Genomic DNA, 17,375 nt, shown 5'->3' on the forward strand with positions numbered 1-17,375 from the left:
CCGCGGTCCGCAGCGGACAGGAAGGCGGCTCTTGCCGTCGCCAAAATCGCCGCCACCACTAATCAAGCGCGAAGTTTGCCATACAATGCCGCCCGCTCGCGCAAAGGCAGTGTGGACCGTGCCGCGGACAGAAACGCCGGCCACGCCCGCTCAGGCCGACTCAGTGGCTGCTGTCCGGACACGGCACCGCTGAGCCGCGCCGCGCCGTGCCGTGCCGGGCTTCGGGCTTCGGGCTTCGGGCTTCGGGCTTCGGGCTTCGGGCGCAACGCCGGTTTCGTCTAACGCAGGTTGTAACGCCCGCGCAGTTCGTTGATGATGCCCGCGGCGGCGCTGCCGGCGATCTCGGCCACGTCGGCGTCCTTGCGGTCGCGGTGCAGATGGCTGATGTCCCAGTTGCAGCCGCTCTCGTCCTCCACGGTCTCGTGGAAGCCGGTCGGAATCCAACCGGCCGTGGCCGGGGTCGCATCGAGCGCCTTGACGACCAGTGCGAGCAGTTCCTGCTCGGTTTTGAGTTCACGCGACATGCCGGTCTCCTCGTCATGTGCGCGGTGCCGCCGCGCGCGGCTATTGCTCCGGCGGCCGGCCGGCGGCGAACCCGGAGGTCCGCGGCCGCCGCGCTTCGTCGAGCGGATGCTGATGGTCGGAATACTCGCACTCTTTGCCCTACAATGCGCAGCATCATGCTCGCCAACCGTCTCCATCTTCTCCTACCCTTCGCGCTGCCCGCCGCAGCGGACGCCTCCACCGCCCTTCACGACATCCGCAGTCCGGCCCTCGACCGGCTGGTCGCCCGCGCGACGCTGGTGGAGCGCGTGATCGGCGAAGACTTTCAACGCACGCTGCCGCACGAGCGCTGGGTGGCCCGCCAGTTCGGCGCGCTGCCGAGCGGCGCGGCGGCCGCCGACGAAGCGCCGCTCGCGCCCTACATGCTGCGCGCCGACGGCGGCGAACCGGGCAACGCGACATGGGCCTGCGTGCAGCCGGTACACGTGCGGATCGCGCACGATCATCTGGTGCTGATCGACCCGGCCTCGCTCGACCTGTCCGACGAAGAAGCCGGCGCGCTGCTCGCGGTCGCGCGGCCGTTGATCGAGGAACTCGGCGTGCGTATCGAAGCGCCTCGGCCCGCGCGCTGGTATCTGTCGGGCGACGGCTTCGGCACACTGGCGGGCGCATCGCCGTTGCGCGCGAGCGGGCGCAACATCGAAATCTGGCTGCCGCACGAGGCGCATTCCGGCGAGCGCTCGCGCGCGTGGATGAAGCTGCAGAACGAAGTGCAGATGGCGTGGTTCGAGCATCCGGTCAACGAAGCGCGCGAGGCGCGCGGCCTGCCGGCCGTCAACTCGATCTGGTTTCACGCGCAGGGCGCGGCGCAACCGGTGCGCAGTCCGTTCGCGCGGGTGCTCTCCGACGCGGCCGCCACGCGCGGTCTCGCGATGACCGCCGGGGTCGCGACCGGCGCGCCGCCGGCCTCGTTCGGCGCGCTGTCGTCGCTCGCGGGCAGTGCGAACGGCGCCACGCACGCGGGCGCGAGCATCACGCTGGTCGAACTCGATCCGTTCTCCGGGCCCTACATCGAGCAGGACTGGGCGCGCTGGAACGACGCCTTCGCCGCCATGCAGACCGACTGGTTCGAACCGGCGCTCGCCGCGCTGCAATCCGGTGATCTCGCTGAACTCGGCCTCACTTTGTGCGGCGACACCGGCTCGGTGACGCTCTCGGTCACGCGCGGCGATCTGCGCAAATTCTGGCGGCGGCGTGTGCTCGCCTCGCTCTTCATCGAATGATCCACGGCCTTTCCGAATGACTCAAATCGTTACGCGCGCCTGCTCTCCCGTCGACGCCGAAGTCCTCACCCGCCACGGCCTGCATCCGGTGCTCGCGCGCCTCTACGCGTCGCGCGGCGTATGCATGCCCGACGAAATCGAAACCGGCCTCGCGCGGCTCGTGCCGCCGGTCGCGCTCAAGGGCTGCGAAGACGCCGCCGCCTTGCTCGCCGACGCGATCCAGCAGAAACGCCGCATGCTCGTCGTCGCCGACTACGACTGCGACGGCGCCACCGCCTGTGCGGTCGCCGTGCGCGGCCTGCGCATGTTCGGCGGCCGGATCGAGTATCTGGTGCCGAACCGCTTCGAGTACGGCTACGGCCTGACGCCCGAAATCGTCGCGCTGGCCGCGCGCAACGCGTCGGGCAAACCGGAACTGCTGATCACCGTGGATAACGGCATCGCCAGCGTCGACGGCGTGGAAGCGGCCAACGCGCTCGGCATCGACGTATTGGTCACCGATCACCACCTGCCCGGCGACGAACTGCCGGCCGCCCGCGCGATCGTTAATCCGAACCAGCCGGGCTGCACGTTCCCGAGCAAGTGCATCGCGGGCGTCGGCGTGATGTTTTATGTACTGCTGGCATTACGCGCGGAATTGCGCCGCCGTGGCGCCTTCAACGACGTGTTTCCCGAACCGCGTCTGGACGGCCTGCTCGATCTGGTCGCGCTCGGCACGGTCGCGGACGTGGTCAAGCTCGACGGCAATAACCGCGTGCTGGTCGCGCAAGGTTTGCAGCGCATCCGCAAAGGCAAGATGCAGCCGGGCATCGCCGCGTTGTTTCGCGCCGCCGCGCGCGACGCCCGCAGCGCGTCGGGCTTCGACCTCGGCTTCGCGCTCGGGCCGCGCCTGAACGCGGCGGGCCGGCTGTCGGACATGTCGCTCGGAATTGAATGCCTGACCACCGACGACATCGGCCGCGCGTGGGATCTCGCGCAGCAACTCGACACCATGAACCGCGAGCGTCGCGAGATCGAAGCCGGCATGCAGCAGCAGGCGCTCGAAGACCTCTCGGCGATCGACCCCGACGGCGCGACCACCATCACGCTGTTCAATCCAAGCTGGCACCAAGGCGTGATCGGCATCGTCGCGGGGCGGCTGAAGGAGAAATTCCATCGGCCGTCCTTCACCTTCGCGCTCGCCGACGACAGCGGCCAGACCGTCAAGGGCTCGGGCCGCTCTATCGCGGGCTTCCATCTGCGCGACGCGCTCGATCTGATCTCGAAGCGCGAGCCGGGCCTGATCGTCAAATTCGGCGGCCATGCAATGGCCGCGGGCCTGACGCTCGCCGCCGCCGACGTGCCGCGCTTCACCGCCGCGTTCGAAGCGGTCGGCCGCGAATGGCTGTCCCAGGACGCGCTCTCGCGCACCGTGGAAACCGACGGCGAATTGGAGGATGCGTACTTCACGCCGCAATTCGTCGAAATGCTCGACGCCGCCGTGTGGGGCCAGGGCTTTCCGGCGCCGGTATTTTCGGGCGAATTCGACATCGCCTCGCAGGCGCTGGTGAAGGACAAGCACCTGAAGCTGCAACTCGTTCGCGGACGCCAGCGTTTCAACGCGATCTGGTTCAATCACACCGACACGCTGCCCGCGCGCACCACGGTCGCCTACCGGCTCGCGAGCGACACATGGAATGGCGTGTCGCGCGTGCAGTTGATCGTCGAGCATGCGGCGAGCTGAAGTGGTGAACTGAAGCGGCGCGTTGGAGCCACACGGCGAGCCAGGCTCCATCGCACCGAAAACCCCGAAAATCTCCGCAAAATCAACCGCCAACACGCGCCGGATCGCTCAAGAGCCGCCGGCGCGCTGCGCCGATCGGCTATAATTTCCCCTTTTTACGAAGCTATAAAAGATCGACATGGAAGCGGAACGTCTCAACGCGATCGAAGCCTCACTGGCGGACCTGCGCACTCGCGCGGACTCGCTACGGGGGTATCTTTGACTACGACGACAAAGCACTGCGTCTAATCGAAGTCAACCGGGAACTCGAAGACCCGGACGTCTGGAACGACTCGAAGCACGCCCAGGCCCTCGGCCGGGAAAAGAAACTGCTCGACGACACCGTCGGCAAACTCACGTCGCTCGATAACGACCTGCGCGACGCGCAGGACCTGTTCGACATGGCCCGCGAGGAAGACGACGAGGAAACGCTCCTCGCCTGCGAATCCGACGCGCAAGGCATCGAACAACGTGTCGCCGACATGGAATTCCGCCGCATGTTCGCGAACCCGGCCGATCCGAACAATGCGTTCCTGGACATCCAGGCCGGTGCCGGCGGCACCGAGGCGTGCGACTGGGCATCCATGCTGCTGCGCCAATATCTGCGCTACTGCGAGCGCAAGGGCTTCAAAACCGAAGTGCTGGAACAGACCGACGGCGACGTCGCCGGCATCAAGAACGCCACGATCAAAATCGAAGGCGAATACGCGTACGGCTTCCTGCGCACCGAAACCGGTGTGCACCGCCTCGTGCGCAAGTCGCCGTTCGACTCGTCGGGCGGCCGTCATACGTCGTTCTCGTCGGTGTTCGTGTACCCGGAAATCGACGACTCGATCGAAGTCGACATCAACCCGGCCGATCTGCGTATCGACACGTACCGCGCGTCCGGCGCCGGCGGTCAGCACATCAACAAGACCGACTCCGCGGTGCGTATCACGCACATGCCGTCGGGCATCGTCGTGCAGTGCCAGAACGACCGTTCGCAGCACCGCAACCGCGCCGAAGCCATGGCCATGCTGAAATCGCGCCTGTACGAAGCGGAAATCCGCAAACGTCAGGAAGAGCAGGACAAGCTCGAAGCCGGCAAGACCGATGTGGGCTGGGGTCATCAGATCCGCTCGTACGTGCTGGACAACAGCCGTATCAAGGATCTGCGCACCAACGTCGAAATCAGCAACACCAAGAGCGTGCTCGACGGCGACCTCGATCCGTTCATCAGCGCCAGCCTGAAACAGGGCGTCTAAGCGCAACCGGCGCGGCTTGCAACGCCGCGCCGCAGCTTCGCCGTTTGTTCGCCGCTTCTTCGCTGTTTCCTCGCTGTTTCCTTACACCGCCTGAGGTTTTTACTGACTGGCCACCCGCATGCGAGCCACTCCCGTGCGGGCCACCGAATACCAAATCATCATGACCGAACCGACCCAGCCTAATGCGGCCCAGCCCAATGTCGTGCCCGAGGTGGACGACAACAAGATCATGACCGAGCGCCGCGAAAAGCTGCGCGAACTGCGTGAGCAAGGCGTCGCCTATCCGAACGATTTCCGTCCCACGCATCACGCCGAAGATCTGCAGTCGCAGTACGAGCACGCCGACAAGGAAGCGCTCGAAGCGAATCCGCTCGAAGTCGCGATTGCCGGCCGCATGATGCTCAAGCGGGTGATGGGCAAGGCGAGCTTTGCGACCGTGCGCGACGGTTCGGGTCAGATCCAGTTCTTCATCACGCCGGCCGACATCGGCCAGGAAACGTACGACGCCTTCAAGAAGTGGGACATGGGCGATATCGTCGCGGCGCGCGGCGTGCTGTTCCGCACCAACAAGGGCGAACTCTCGGTGCGTTGCACGGAACTGCGTCTGCTGTCGAAGTCGCTGCGTCCGCTGCCGGACAAGTTCCATGGCCTGTCCGACCAGGAAATGAAGTATCGCCAGCGCTATGTCGATCTGATCGTCACGCCGGAAACGCGCAAGACTTTCGTCGCGCGCACCAAGGCGATTTCGTCGATCCGCAACTTCATGGCGAACGCCGACTTCATGGAAGTCGAAACGCCCATGCTGCACCCGATTCCGGGCGGCGCGGCGGCCAAGCCGTTCACCACGCACCACAACGCGCTCGACATGCAGATGTTCCTGCGTATCGCGCCTGAGCTGTATCTGAAGCGTCTGGTGGTCGGCGGCTTCGAGCGTGTGTTCGAGATCAACCGTAACTTCCGCAATGAGGGCGTGTCCGTGCGCCACAATCCGGAATTCACGATGATCGAGTTCTACGCCGCGTACACCGATTACAAATGGCTGATGGATTTCACCGAGCAATTGATCCGTCAGGCCGCGATCGACGCGCTCGGCACGGCCACGATCACGTATCAGGGCCGCGAACTCGATCTGGCGAAGCCGTTCCATCGCCTGACGATCACGCAGGCGATCCAGAAATACGCACCGCAATACACGAACGAGCAACTCGCGGACAGCGCGTTCCTGCGCACCGAGCTGAAGAAGTTCGGCGTGGATGCGTCGCAGCCGCAGTTCCTGAACGCCGGTGTGGGCTCGCTGCAACTGGCGCTGTTCGAGGAAACCGCTGAGTCGCAATTGTGGGAGCCGACGTACATCATCGACTACCCGATCGAAGTGTCGCCGCTCGCGCGCGCGTCGGACTCGACGCCAGGCATCACCGAGCGTTTCGAGCTGTTCATCACGGGCCGTGAGATCGCCAACGGCTTCTCGGAGCTGAACGATCCGGAAGACCAGGCTGCCCGCTTCAAGAAGCAGGTCGACCAGAAAGAGGCCGGCGACGAAGAAGCGATGTTCTACGACGCGGACTACATTCGCGCGCTGGAATACGGCATGCCGCCGGCCGGCGGTTGCGGCATCGGCATCGACCGTCTGGTCATGATGCTGACCGACAGCCCGAGCATCCGCGACGTGATTCTGTTCCCGCATCTGCGCCGCGAAGACTGAGCGTTGCGTGGTTCGCATCCTGGAGAACGCCCGGCTCGATGCCGGGCGTTTTTCTTGCTATATCCGATGTGTGGCGCCCGCCTGACGGTTTGTAACCATCGGTAAAAGCTGCACGGCGTGCGAGGATTCGACTGTCTGTGTCCATCACGCGAGCGCTTGCCGGAAGCGGCGCCCCGCCGCGTTGCGCGGCTTTGACGCGACGCCGGCGCGATGTTTGCCCGGAAAACGTTACAAATTGAAACCCTCACAGGGTCGATTTACCCGACACTTTGTCTTACCAAAAATCGACTCCCGTTGAAGACGGAGGCCAAAATGGACAATCCCAACACGCAACCCACCACGCCATCCGCGCAGCCTGCGCAACAACGCCGGATTCACCCGCTGGTCGCGACCGCTGCCGGTGCGGTGATCATCGCAAGCCTCGTCGCCACAGCGGCTGTCACGGGCCTGTTCCCGAAGGCATCCAGCAACGGCGCGCAAAACGATCAGACGCAAGCGGCGCAAGTCGGCACGCAAGCTACGCAACCGGGCATAGTCGATTCGGCGGCGCCCGCCAACCCGACGGCGCAGCAGGCTGCTCAGCAACAGGCTGCTCAGCAACAGGCCGCGCAACAGCAGCAAACCGCGCCCGCACCGGCCCCGGCACCGACCCAGCAGCAGCAATACGCTCAGCAGCAACAGGCGCAGCCGGCACCTAACTACGCGCAGCAACCGCCGCCACAACCGGCGTACTGCTCGAGTTGCGGCACGGTCGAGGCTATCTCGGCGGTGCGTCAGGAAGGTCATGGCACCGGTATCGGCGCGGTCGGCGGCGCGGTGGCCGGTGGCGTGGTCGGCAATCAGTTTGGTAGCGGCGGCGGCCGCACCGCGATGACGGTCCTCGGCGCGCTCGGCGGCGGCCTTGCCGGCAACTCGGTCGAAAAACATATCCGCAGCACGACGTCGTATTCGGTGCGGGTGCGGATGGAAAGCGGCAAAACGCGTTACTTCACTTACCATGAAGCGCCGCCGTTCCAGCAAGGTCAGCGTGTTCGGATTCAGAACGGCGCGCTCGTGGCGAGCTAACCGCACGCAGGTTAGTTTCCGCCAGACGCAAAAAAGGCGATTCCATTGGAATCGCCTTTTTCTTTGCCGCAGCCGGAAGCGCAAGCAGATCGCTGACCGGCGCCGGAAAACTCAGTGACGCTCAGTAATCCGCGTCTTCAATCCATGCAGCCTGAATCGCCTCGAGGATCTTTTCGTTCGACCGGTTAGGATCGTCGTCGAATCCTTCCAGCTCGGTGACCCAACGGTGCAAGTCGGTGAAGCGCACCTGTTGCGGATCGATGTCCTGGTGCTTGTCAGTCAGGGCCATCGCGATGTCTTGCGTATCGGTCCACTTCATGGCTGCATCCTCCTGTTAGTGATTTTCCTTCGCGTGATTGATCGAGTAGCGAGGGATTTCGACAACCAGATCCTGCTCAGCCGGCACCAAAGCCTGGCACGACAGGCGCGAAGCCGGTTCGAGCCCCCACGCCTTGTCCAACAGATCGTCCTCGTCTTCCTCCGACGGCGTCAAGGCGGCGAAACCCTCACGCACGATCACGTGGCAGGTCGTGCATGCGCACGACTTCTCGCACGCGTGCTCGATTTCAATGCCGTGTTCAAGCAGGCTGTCGCAGATGCTCTTGCCGGGCACGGCATCGATCACCGCGCCTTCCGGGCACAGTTCGACGTGAGGCAGCACAACGATTTGAGGCATACATTTTCCGTTTGGGTCTGCGGCACGGCGGCCGCAACCAGGCTCCGTACCATTTTACTGGCGTCGCGCGGACTTTTTAAGTCCACGCGGCGCGATTCGATTTTTTGCGGCGGACCGACCAGACGGCCCACCTGACGCCACCGCGAGACTCAGATCTCGTCGAGCTTGCGGCCGGCGAGCGCGCGGCGAATGCCCTTGTTCATGCGGCGGGCGGCGAATTCGTCGGTGCCTTCGGCGAGGGTTTTGGTGGCGGCTTCGATCACGTCGACGTCGTCGCTTTGCGCGACGTTGCGCAATGCATCGAGGAGCGTGTCGAGCTCGGCGCGCTCGCTGTCGTCGAGCAGTTCGGCGTCGGCGGCGAGCGCGGCGTCGGTGGCTTCCACGAGTCGACGCGCTTCGACTTGCGCTTCGCGCAGTGCGCGCGCCCGCATGTCGACTTCAGCGGTCGAAAAACTCTCTTCGAGCATTCGGGCGATGTCGTCATCGGCAAGACCGTAGGACGGCTTGACCACCACCGACGCTTCCACGCCCGAGCCCTGTTCGCGAGCGAACACGGACAACAGGCCGTCCGCATCCACCTGGTAGGTCACGCGAATGCGTGCCGCGCCGGCGGCCATCGGCGGAATGCCGCGCAGCTCGAAACGCGCGAGCGAGCGGCAGTCGCTGACGAGTTCGCGCTCGCCTTGCACGACGTGGATCGCCATGGCCGTCTGGCCGTCCTTGAAGGTCGTGAAATCCTGCGCGCGCGCGACCGGAATCGTCGAATTGCGCGGGATGATCTTCTCGGTCAACCCGCCCATCGTCTCGACGCCGAGCGAGAGCGGAATCACGTCGAGCAGGAGCCACTCGTCGCCGTCCGCGCCGCGGTTGCCCGCGAGCAGATCAGCCTGGATCGCGGCGCCGAGCGCGACCACCTGATCCGGGTCGAGATTGATCAGCGGCGGCTGGCCGAAGAACGACTCGACCGCGCGGCGGATCACCGGCATGCGCGTCGCGCCGCCGACCAGCACGACGCCCTTGATTTCCTTCGTCGTGACTTTGGCGTCGCGCAGCGCCTTTTTCGTCGGGCCGAGCGTGCGCTGCACCAGCGCCTGTGTGATGGTCTCGAAAGTGGCTTCGTCGATCGTCAGATCGATCTGAGCGCCGTTCGAGAGCTTGGTCTGTAGCTTCGCACTTGGCGCGTCGGACAAGGCCTCCTTGGCCTCGCGCACGCTGTCCAGCAGCAGGCGCACATCTTCCGGCGCGAGCGTTTGCGGCGCGATGCCGGCCTGCTCCAGCACATGGCGATACAGCGTGTGGTCGAAATCGTCGCCGCCGAGCGCGGAGTCGCCGCCGGCCGCGAGCACTTCGAATACGCCCTTGGTGAGCTTGAGAATCGACAGGTCGAAAGTGCCGCCGCCGAGGTCGTACACGGCGAACAGCCCCTCGGAACCGTTGTCGAGGCCGTAGGCAATCGCGGCCGCGGTCGGTTCGTTCAGCAGGCGCAGCACGTTCAGGCCGGCCAGACGCGCGGCGTCTTTGGTCGCCTGACGCTGCGCTTCGTCGAAGTAAGCGGGCACCGTGATGACGGCGCCGACCAGTTCGTCGCCGAGCGTGTCTTCGGCGCGCTGGCGCAGCGTCGCGAGAATTTCGGCCGACACTTCGACCGGGCTCTTTACGCCGTCGATGGTACGGATCTGCACCATGCCGGGTGCATCGATGAAATCGTACGGCGCGTTTTCGGCGCCCTCCACTTCCGCCTTGCCGCGGCCCATGAAGCGCTTGACCGAGACGATCGTGTTGCGCGGATCGCTCGCTGCCTCAGCCTTGGCCGTGCGGCCGATACGTCGGCCGCCTTTTTCCAGGTAGCGCACCACCGACGGCAGCAGCGCATGGCCGTCTGCGTCGGGCAGCACGTCGGGCACGCCGCTGCGCACGGCGGCGACGAGGGAATTGGTGGTGCCGAGATCGATACCGACCGCCAGACGCCGCTGGTGGGGCGCCGGCGCCATGCCGGGTTCGGAGATTTGCAGTAGGGCCATCTGGATCTTCTCGGGGCCGCTCGGCCCCGTCCTGAATTTTCGCGTTGCTGGATGTAATGCTACGGCTCTTCTGGCGACTGCCGCCGCACTCGCGGCGCACGGCGCACTCGGGCTCGCTAGTTCTCGAGCCGCTCGATCTGCGTGCCGATTTCCGACGCCACCCGCTCGATGAACATCAACTGCCGCACGGCCTCGCCCGCAGCCTGATTCGCGCCGCTGTCGAGCAACGCACCGAGCTTGTCGAAACGCATGCGCTCTTCGTCGCGCAGTTCGGTGAGCAAGGCGTCGAGCGCATCGACGTTCTTTGCCGCCGCCGCGTCCTCGATGCATTCGCGCCATTCCATCTGCTGCATCAGGAACGCCGGCTCCATCGCCGTATTGTCGTGTGCGCCGACGTCGATGCCACGCAGATGCAGTAGATAGGTGGCGCGCTTCAACGGATCGCGCAGCGTCTGATACGCCTCGTTGGTGCGCGTCGCCCATTGCATCGCGATGCGCTTTTGCGCGTCGCCGGCCGCCGCGAAGCGGTCCGGATGCACTTGCGCCTGGACCGTGCGGTAGGCGTGATCGAGCGCGGATGCGTCGAGCGCGAATTGCGCCGGCAGATCGAACAGGTCGAAGTGGCTGTCGTTCAGCGAGGCCATCGGATAGAAGAAGTCCGTTCAGGAAAGCGCACCGGAGTGCAGTCTAAAAATGAAGCTCGGCAGAGCGGTAGCAGCACAGGCGGCCACACGCGAATTCGCGGATGAAACTAAAAAGGCGGCCCGCGCCGCCTTCGATCCGCTGCACGCGGAAATGTCCGGATTTACACGCGGAACGATTCGCCGCAACCGCATTCGTCCTTCACGTTCGGGTTGTTGAACTTGAAGCCTTCGTTCAGCCCTTCACGTGCGAAGTCGAGTTCGGTGCCGTCGATATAAGCGAGGCTCTTCGGGTCGACAATGATCTTCACGCCGTTGCAATCGAAGACTTCGTCTTCGGGCGCGAGTTCGTCCACGTACTCGAGCTTGTAGGCCAAGCCGGAGCAACCGGTGGTGCGCACGCCGACGCGCAAGCCGACGCCTTTACCGCGACGGTTCAGATACTTCTGGACGTGCTGTGCTGCCTTTTCGGTCAACGTAATTGCCATAGCGTTTCTCATTGCGCAGTGCGTGCCGGCCGTTCGTCTGCCTGCTCACGCGCTGCAACCCTGCCTGCATCAAATATCGCTCGTGCCGGACGGCTGGCTTGAATCCACGCCGTCGTCCGTTTCGATTTACCTGAAAACCGCGCCGCAATCGCCGCTTAAGCGTGTTGCTTGTCGCCTTCGACGACTGCTTCACCGTGGCGTTGCTTATAGTCGGCGACCGCTGCCTTGATCGCGTCTTCCGCGAGGATCGAGCAGTGGATCTTCACCGGCGGCAGCGCCAGTTCTTCGGCGATCTGCGTGTTCTTGATCGACATAGCCTGATCGAGCGTCTTGCCCTTCACCCATTCAGTGACGAGCGAACTCGACGCAATCGCCGAGCCGCAGCCATACGTCTTGAACTTCGCGTCTTCGATAATGCCGTCCGCGCCCACGCGGATCTGCAGCTTCATCACGTCGCCGCATGCCGGTGCGCCGACCATGCCGGTGCCGACTGCATCGTCGTCCTTCGCGAAGGAACCGACGTTGCGCGGGTTTTCGTAGTGGTCCAGAACCTTGTCGCTATAAGCCATGATGACACTCCTTGATTCGTTTCAACCTGCAATTCGCAATTCGATAAATTCGACGTCGTCCAAAACCCGGCGCGTCAGTGCGCTGCCCATTGGATGGTCGAAATATCGATCCCGTCCTTGTGCATTTCCCACAGCGGCGACAAGTCGCGCAGCTTCGAAATCTTGGTCTTCAGCAGGTTGATCACGTAATCGACGTCCTGCTCGGTCGTGAAGCGGCCCACGGTGAAGCGAATCGAGCTGTGCGCCAACTCGTCGTTACGGCCCAACGCGCGCAACACATACGACGGTTCCAGCGAAGCGGACGTACAGGCCGAGCCCGACGACACCGCCACATCTTTCACCGCCATGATCAGCGATTCGCCTTCGACGAAATTGAAGCTGATGTTCAGGTTGTGCGGCACACGCTGTTCCATGTCGCCGTTCACATACGTTTCTTCCATTTCCGACAGCCCGCGCAGCAGCCGGTCGCGCAGCATGCGGACGCGTTCGTTTTCCGTCGCCATTTCTTCACGCGCGATACGGAACGCTTCGCCCATGCCGACGATCTGGTGCGTGGCCAGCGTGCCCGAACGCATGCCGCGCTCGTGACCGCCGCCGTGCATTTGCGCTTCGATACGGATACGCGGCTTGCGGCGCACGTACAGCGCGCCGATGCCCTTGGGACCGTACGTCTTGTGCGCCGAGAACGACATCAGGTCGACCTTCAGCTTTTGCAGGTCGATCTCGATTTTGCCGGTTGCTTGCGCCGCGTCGACGTGAAAAATGATGCCCTTTTCACGGGTGATCTCGCCGATCGCCTCGATGTCCTGGATCACGCCGATCTCGTTGTTCACCGACATGACCGACACCAGAATCGTGTCCGGACGCAATGCCGCCTTGAACTTTTCCAGGTCGATCAGGCCGTCGTCCTTGACGTCCAGATACGTGACTTCGAAGCCTTCGCGCTCGAGTTCGCGGCAGGTGTCAAGCACGGCCTTGTGCTCGGTCTTCACCGTGATGACGTGCTTGCCCTTGCTCTTGTAGAAGTGCGCGGCACCCTTGATCGCGAGGTTGTCCGACTCCGTGGCACCCGAGGTCCAGATGATTTCGCGCGGATCGGCGTTCACCAGCGCGGCGACATTCTCACGCGCTTCTTCGACTGCGCGCTCCGCTGCCCAGCCATACGAGTGGCTGCGCGATGCGGGGTTGCCGAACTGCTCGCGCAGATACGGAATCATCTTGTCCACCACGCGCGGATCGATCGGCGTCGTCGCGCTGTAGTCCATGTAGATGGGCAGATGGAGAGTGTCGTTGTTCATCAATTGCTCCGGGGACGTCGTGTGCTCTGGCTTCTGGGTTTCTTATCAGGCTGCGGTGACTGCTCGATACCGCGCCTAGGAACCGGCCATGTTGAAAACGGAATTGGGCCCTTTCGGCGCCACGCGGACGGGTTCGACCGCCGGCGCTTCGTTGCGCCTGTCACGCAGCACGGCCGGCGCGCCTTCGCGCGAGCGCTGCTGATCGACCAGATCTTTCAGCGAGACCGAATCGAGGTACTCGACCATTTTCTGGTTCAGCGTGGACCACAGTTCATGCGTCATGCAGTGGCCGTCGTGCTGTTTGGTGCCCTCGCACGAGCCCTTGCCGCCGCACTGGGTGGCGTCGAGCGGCTCGTCGACCGCGATGATGATGTCCGCCACGGTCACGTCTTCAGCGCGGCGGGCCAGATTGTAGCCGCCGCCTGGTCCGCGCACGGACTCGACGATTTCATGACGACGCAGCTTGCCAAACAGCTGCTCGAGGTACGACAGGGAGATGTGTTGGCGCTGGCTGATACCCGCAAGCGTCACCGGGCCCTGCTCCTGGCGCAGTGCCAGGTCAATCATCGCCGTGACGGCGAAACGGCCTTTCGTGGTGAGTCTCATATGGTGTGGGAACCGCAATTCTCGACAAGTTTTGTCAAGTATAAATACATGAGCGATTTAGTCAAGTATCCCTACCGCGATTTGGGTCATTTGCTTAATTGCTGGATAAGCTTGGCGCGCTCTCTCGCCGGGCTCTATGCAAGCAATTGGGGACGCAGCGTCGCGATGAGCCCGCGACAGGCAACTTCACACTGATCCAGCACCTGCTCGAAACCTTCCACGCCGCCGAAATACGGATCGACGACTTCGCGGGCGCCGTTCCAGCGGGCGTCCGCTTCCGGGACAAATTCCATCAGCAGGCGAATCTTGTCGCGTTGCCGCGGCGGGCAGACCTGACGCAATGCGGCGATGTTTTTGTCGTCCATGGCGATCAGCAGATCGAAGCGGTCGAAATCCGCCGCGGCGATCTGACGGCCGCGCAAGTCGGCGAGTTCATACCCGCGCCGGCCGGCTGCCTGCTGCGCGCGCTCATCCGGCGGCTCGCCGATGTGCCAGTCACCCGTTCCGGCGGAGTCGATCACAATGCGTTCCGCGAGCTTCGCCTCGCCGACCAGATGGCGCATCACACCTTCCGCGGTCGGCGAACGGCAGATGTTCCCGAGGCACACAAAGCAGATGGATACGGTTTTCATCAAGGGCTTTTTCAGGCGCGCGAGGCGCGTAGGCTGACTGTTAACAAATGTTGCCGCGATTATACAAAGCTGGCCGGAATCTCGCCGGGAGCCGGCGCGCGGCTGCCGCGAGCGTGGCGTTGGGTACAGCGACCCATCCCGGTCGCGCTCAGCCCTGTGCTTACGACGCTTCCGCGGCCGGCATCGCCGTGGCGGCGCGCATCGGTTTGGCCGGCAGCGTCGAGGCGTCGTCGATCATGCCGTACGAAACGGCGCGCGCGAGTTCAGCCGTGAACTGGTCGGCAGCAAGCGGAGCTTGCGAGACGCGCGACGCGGCGTCGCCACAAATATGCAAATAGGCAGCCGCAGCGAGCGGTACAACGATGGCGAGGGGCCAGTACACCGATATTGTCTTTTTCATGATGTCGATTCTTCCGATTGGGGGCAGATGAGTTCGTTACCCACTATGCCCAGTCGAAATCTTATAGAAATTCACAATCGGGAAAAACCCACTGGCGCGAGATAGAGCGTTGCGCTGAATGGAACAGTGAATTGAGTTTTTGCGACGCACGACATCGACGCGTCATGGCACAAAAAATAAATCCTTACAAACACATACAAAGCTCTTGCGACGGATGGCGATAATAACGGTCTTACAGCTACGAATCTCGCACCGGTCCATCACATGAAACGCTTCGCACCACTCGCCTGCCTTGCTGTCGCCGCCCTGCTCGGCGGCTGCGCGGTCTATCCGGACGGCACGCCGATGTACAGCAATGGCTACGGCGGCGATTACAGCGGCTATGACGGTTACGACGGCTACGCCACCGGTGTACCGGTCGTGCCGCAAACCAACGTCTACATGGGCTATAGCAATTACTCGGGCCCTGGCTACTACAACAACGGGCCAGGCCGCTATTACGGACCGGGCCCCGGCTACGGCGGCTATCCCGACCGGGGCCGGCCGAACAACGGCAATTACGGAAACAACGGCAACCACGGCGACAACGGCGGCTGGCACGGTCAGCCGAATGGCGGATCGCACGGGGGGCCGCCTTCGCAAGGTGCCGTGGGCGGGCCACGCGGACCGAGCGGATCGAATGCGCCTCGGCCGGGGGCTGGCAGCCCACCGCCGCCCCCACCGGCGCCGCCGCAGCAGCAGGCGGGCAGCGGAGGCAACCGCGGCAATGGGAATAACGCCGCGCCCGTGCGAGGGGTGCCGGGCCGCCAGTCGGGCCAGATGACGGATCACTGATCTGGACAAGCCGCATGGTTGTTGCGCGGTAGGCATGTGCTGATGCGCAGGCGTACCGCGCTCCAATTTCTACGGCCGCAGCCTGAGGGTCGCTCCGGCGACGTGACACAGACGGCCGGCCGTGCGGTTCGACGCGAGACCAGGCAGCGCGATGCCGGAATCACCGGCTCACGCTCAATGCCGCGTGAATAGAAAAAAAACGACAGCGAACTTTGCCCACCAACGCCCGCTCAGCCAATATGACTGCGCTGCGCCGCGTACAACTCCCTGAACGTCCGACCGACCGGAGCAGGCATATCCCGCGTATTGGTCCAGCCCGCGCCGCCCAACGGCAGTTTGGCGATCGACCGGTTTCTTCCGCCCATGCGTTCCAGCACCCGCACGGCCAGCTTGGTAAAAAGCGCGTAAACATCCGGATGCAGCGCCAGAAAACCCCACACGGCGAGTCCAGCGCGCTCTTTCCACGGCCGCAGACGCCGCTCCACCTGCTTCTCGCGCAGCTTGCGCAACAGATCGGATAGCGGAATCCCCACCGGACAGACGCTATTGCACTCGCCGCACAAGGTCGCGGCCTGCGGCAAATCCAGCGCCTTGTCGATGCCGACATAGCTCGGCGTCAATACCGAACCCATCGGGCCGGGATAGACCCAGCCGTAAGCATGGCCGCCCACCTTCTGATACACCGGGCAATGGTTCATGCACGCGCCGCAGCGGATGCACCTCAGCATTTCCTGGAAGTCGCCGCCGATGAGCCCCGTGCGCCCGCCGTCGACGAGCACCACGTACATATGTTCGGGACCGTCCTGGTCGCCCTCGCCGCGCGGCCCCGTCAACACGGAAAAATAGTTCGAGGTGGCCTGCCCGGTCGCCGAGCGCGGCAAGAGACGCATCGCCGTGGCCAGATCTTCGAGCGTAGGCAGCACTTTCTCGATGCCCGTCACCGCCACATGCACGCGTGGCATCACGGTGCACATGCCCTCGTTGCCTTCGTTCGTGACCAGCACGACCGAGCCCGTTTCCGCCACCACGAAATTGCCGCCGGTCACGCCCATGTCCGCGGTCATGAAATGCGGACGCAGCACCTCGCGCGCTTCGCGCGTCATGTCGGTAATTTCGGTCAGGCGCGGACGGTTATGGGTCTTCGCGAACAGGTCGGCGATCTCGTCCTTATCTTTATGGACGACCGGCGCGATGATGTGGCTCGGCGGTTCGTTGTCGTTGATCTGCAGAATGTACTCACCCAGATCGGTTTCGATGGACTGCACGCCCATTTGCCCGAGCACTTCATTCAGGCGCATTTCTTCGGTGACCATCGACTTGGTCTTGATCACCTTCTTCACCTCGTGCCGGCGCGCAATGTCGCCGACGAGCCGCGCGGCCTCCTGGGTCGTCTCCGCGAACAGCACCGTCACGCCGCGCCGGGCCGCTTCGCGCTCGAAGGTTTCCAGCCACACGTCGAGATTTTCCAGCGCGCGATTGCGGCGCTCCTTCAGTGCGGCGCGCGTGGCGGGAAAATCGATCGCGGTCATGGCCGTGGCGCGGGCCGACACGAACTTGGTCGACAGCTTGGTGAGATTCTGCTGCAGACGCTGGTCGGCAAGTTTCTGACCGGCGCGAGCCTTGAATTGCATCGATTGGACTTGCATGGCG

Annotated in this window: 18 protein-coding genes; 6 read left to right on the plus strand and 12 right to left on the minus strand. The window is 63.9% G+C overall.

Going from position 1 to position 17,375, the window contains the following annotated elements; genetic code table 11:
- Positions 1–278: 278 nt before the first annotated feature.
- Positions 279–524 (minus strand): hypothetical protein, encoded by a 246-nt coding sequence (locus HF916_RS41735; RefSeq protein WP_168794517.1) that lies wholly within the window; start codon positions 522–524, stop codon positions 279–281.
- A gap of 144 nt (positions 525–668) precedes the next feature.
- Here HF916_RS41735 and HF916_RS41740 point away from each other — a divergent pair, with 144 nt between their 5' ends.
- The 5 genes from HF916_RS41740 (at position 669) to HF916_RS41760 (ending at position 7,560) form a co-directional block, all read left to right on the plus strand.
- Positions 669–1,787, plus strand: a complete 1,119-nt coding sequence (locus HF916_RS41740) for a regulator (protein WP_168794518.1) — start codon at positions 669–671, stop codon at positions 1,785–1,787.
- A 16-nt stretch (positions 1,788–1,803) separates the two neighbouring features.
- Complete coding sequence (gene recJ, locus HF916_RS41745; protein ID WP_168794519.1) at positions 1,804–3,510, plus strand: single-stranded-DNA-specific exonuclease RecJ; 1,707 nt, start codon at positions 1,804–1,806, stop codon at positions 3,508–3,510.
- A gap of 178 nt (positions 3,511–3,688) precedes the next feature.
- Positions 3,689–4,793, plus strand: a protein-coding gene (prfB, locus tag HF916_RS41750) for a peptide chain release factor 2 (RefSeq protein WP_106313460.1) whose coding sequence is annotated in 2 segments (ribosomal slippage) — positions 3,689–3,769 and positions 3,771–4,793 — 1,104 coding nt in all. Because the reading frame shifts where the segments join, the coding sequence is not laid out codon by codon here.
- A gap of 160 nt (positions 4,794–4,953) precedes the next feature.
- The gene (gene lysS / locus HF916_RS41755; protein ID WP_168794520.1) at positions 4,954–6,495 is read left to right on the plus strand and encodes a lysine--tRNA ligase; all 1,542 of its coding nucleotides are present in this window, start codon (positions 4,954–4,956) and stop codon (positions 6,493–6,495) included.
- 312 nt (positions 6,496–6,807) lie between these two features.
- The gene (locus HF916_RS41760; protein WP_168794521.1) at positions 6,808–7,560 is read left to right on the plus strand and encodes a glycine zipper 2TM domain-containing protein; all 753 of its coding nucleotides are present in this window, start codon (positions 6,808–6,810) and stop codon (positions 7,558–7,560) included.
- A gap of 121 nt (positions 7,561–7,681) precedes the next feature.
- Here the strand turns inward: HF916_RS41760 and iscX are convergent, their stop codons facing one another.
- From iscX to HF916_RS41810, 10 genes are all read right to left on the minus strand, one after another.
- On the minus strand, positions 7,682–7,879 hold the full coding sequence (iscX, locus tag HF916_RS41765) for a Fe-S cluster assembly protein IscX (protein ID WP_007181290.1): 198 nt from the start codon (positions 7,877–7,879) through the stop codon (positions 7,682–7,684).
- A 15-nt stretch (positions 7,880–7,894) separates the two neighbouring features.
- Positions 7,895–8,236 (minus strand): ISC system 2Fe-2S type ferredoxin, encoded by a 342-nt coding sequence (fdx, locus tag HF916_RS41770; RefSeq protein ID WP_116117710.1) that lies wholly within the window; start codon positions 8,234–8,236, stop codon positions 7,895–7,897.
- 149 nt (positions 8,237–8,385) lie between these two features.
- A complete protein-coding gene (hscA, locus tag HF916_RS41775) occupies positions 8,386–10,257 on the minus strand; it encodes a Fe-S protein assembly chaperone HscA (protein WP_168794522.1) in 1,872 nt (623 codons plus the stop codon).
- Positions 10,258–10,373: 116 nt separating this feature from the next.
- Positions 10,374–10,901: a Fe-S protein assembly co-chaperone HscB gene (gene hscB, locus HF916_RS41780; protein WP_168794523.1), complete on the minus strand. Its 528-nt coding sequence runs from the start codon at positions 10,899–10,901 to the stop codon at positions 10,374–10,376.
- A 161-nt stretch (positions 10,902–11,062) separates the two neighbouring features.
- Complete coding sequence (gene iscA, locus HF916_RS41785) at positions 11,063–11,386, minus strand: iron-sulfur cluster assembly protein IscA (protein ID WP_168794524.1); 324 nt, start codon at positions 11,384–11,386, stop codon at positions 11,063–11,065.
- Between the two features lie 155 nt (positions 11,387–11,541).
- A complete protein-coding gene (gene iscU, locus HF916_RS41790) occupies positions 11,542–11,955 on the minus strand; it encodes a Fe-S cluster assembly scaffold IscU (RefSeq protein ID WP_028199493.1) in 414 nt (137 codons plus the stop codon).
- Positions 11,956–12,029: 74 nt separating this feature from the next.
- Entirely contained in the window at positions 12,030–13,253 is a 1,224-nt protein-coding gene (locus tag HF916_RS41795) for an IscS subfamily cysteine desulfurase (protein ID WP_168794525.1), read from the minus strand.
- 75 nt (positions 13,254–13,328) lie between these two features.
- Positions 13,329–13,859: a Fe-S cluster assembly transcriptional regulator IscR gene (iscR, locus tag HF916_RS41800; RefSeq protein WP_094783140.1), complete on the minus strand. Its 531-nt coding sequence runs from the start codon at positions 13,857–13,859 to the stop codon at positions 13,329–13,331.
- Between the two features lie 134 nt (positions 13,860–13,993).
- A complete protein-coding gene (locus tag HF916_RS41805) occupies positions 13,994–14,491 on the minus strand; it encodes a low molecular weight protein-tyrosine-phosphatase (protein ID WP_168794526.1) in 498 nt (165 codons plus the stop codon).
- A gap of 160 nt (positions 14,492–14,651) precedes the next feature.
- Complete coding sequence (locus HF916_RS41810) at positions 14,652–14,891, minus strand: hypothetical protein (protein ID WP_168794527.1); 240 nt, start codon at positions 14,889–14,891, stop codon at positions 14,652–14,654.
- Between the two features lie 264 nt (positions 14,892–15,155).
- Here HF916_RS41810 and HF916_RS41815 point away from each other — a divergent pair, with 264 nt between their 5' ends.
- The gene (locus tag HF916_RS41815) at positions 15,156–15,725 is read left to right on the plus strand and encodes a hypothetical protein (protein WP_168794528.1); all 570 of its coding nucleotides are present in this window, start codon (positions 15,156–15,158) and stop codon (positions 15,723–15,725) included.
- Between the two features lie 230 nt (positions 15,726–15,955).
- Here HF916_RS41815 and HF916_RS41820 read toward each other — a convergent pair whose 3' ends face one another.
- The gene (locus tag HF916_RS41820) at positions 15,956–17,371 is read right to left on the minus strand and encodes a lactate utilization protein B (RefSeq protein ID WP_168794529.1); all 1,416 of its coding nucleotides are present in this window, start codon (positions 17,369–17,371) and stop codon (positions 15,956–15,958) included.
- Between the last annotated feature and the right edge of the window lie 4 nt (positions 17,372–17,375).

Origin of the sequence: Paraburkholderia aromaticivorans (genome assembly GCF_012689525.1) — a bacterium.
GTDB classification, from domain to species: domain Bacteria; phylum Pseudomonadota; class Gammaproteobacteria; order Burkholderiales; family Burkholderiaceae; genus Paraburkholderia; species Paraburkholderia aromaticivorans_A.

Bases quoted from the DNA above. Each gene is read 5' to 3' on its own strand.
- iscR (WP_094783140.1), bottom strand. From the start codon at position 13,859: ATGAGACTCACCACGAAAGGCCGTTTCGCCGTCACGGCGATGATTGAC.
- HF916_RS41805 (WP_168794526.1), bottom strand. From the start codon at position 14,491: ATGAAAACCGTATCCATCTGCTTTGTGTGCCTCGGGAACATCTGCCGT.
- fdx (WP_116117710.1), bottom strand. From the start codon at position 8,236: ATGCCTCAAATCGTTGTGCTGCCTCACGTCGAACTGTGCCCGGAAGGC.
- hscB (WP_168794523.1), bottom strand. From the start codon at position 10,901: ATGGCCTCGCTGAACGACAGCCACTTCGACCTGTTCGATCTGCCGGCG.
- HF916_RS41795 (WP_168794525.1), bottom strand. From the start codon at position 13,253: ATGAACAACGACACTCTCCATCTGCCCATCTACATGGACTACAGCGCG.
- iscA (WP_168794524.1), bottom strand. From the start codon at position 11,386: ATGGCAATTACGTTGACCGAAAAGGCAGCACAGCACGTCCAGAAGTAT.
- HF916_RS41815 (WP_168794528.1), top strand. From the start codon at position 15,156: ATGAAACGCTTCGCACCACTCGCCTGCCTTGCTGTCGCCGCCCTGCTC.
- HF916_RS41820 (WP_168794529.1), bottom strand. From the start codon at position 17,371: ATGCAAGTCCAATCGATGCAATTCAAGGCTCGCGCCGGTCAGAAACTT.
- hscA (WP_168794522.1), bottom strand. From the start codon at position 10,257: ATGGCCCTACTGCAAATCTCCGAACCCGGCATGGCGCCGGCGCCCCAC.
- iscU (WP_028199493.1), bottom strand. From the start codon at position 11,955: ATGGCTTATAGCGACAAGGTTCTGGACCACTACGAAAACCCGCGCAAC.
- HF916_RS41760 (WP_168794521.1), top strand. From the start codon at position 6,808: ATGGACAATCCCAACACGCAACCCACCACGCCATCCGCGCAGCCTGCG.
- lysS (WP_168794520.1), top strand. From the start codon at position 4,954: ATGACCGAACCGACCCAGCCTAATGCGGCCCAGCCCAATGTCGTGCCC.
- recJ (WP_168794519.1), top strand. From the start codon at position 1,804: ATGACTCAAATCGTTACGCGCGCCTGCTCTCCCGTCGACGCCGAAGTC.
- HF916_RS41810 (WP_168794527.1), bottom strand. From the start codon at position 14,891: ATGAAAAAGACAATATCGGTGTACTGGCCCCTCGCCATCGTTGTACCG.
- HF916_RS41735 (WP_168794517.1), bottom strand. From the start codon at position 524: ATGTCGCGTGAACTCAAAACCGAGCAGGAACTGCTCGCACTGGTCGTC.
- iscX (WP_007181290.1), bottom strand. From the start codon at position 7,879: ATGAAGTGGACCGATACGCAAGACATCGCGATGGCCCTGACTGACAAG.
- HF916_RS41740 (WP_168794518.1), top strand. From the start codon at position 669: ATGCGCAGCATCATGCTCGCCAACCGTCTCCATCTTCTCCTACCCTTC.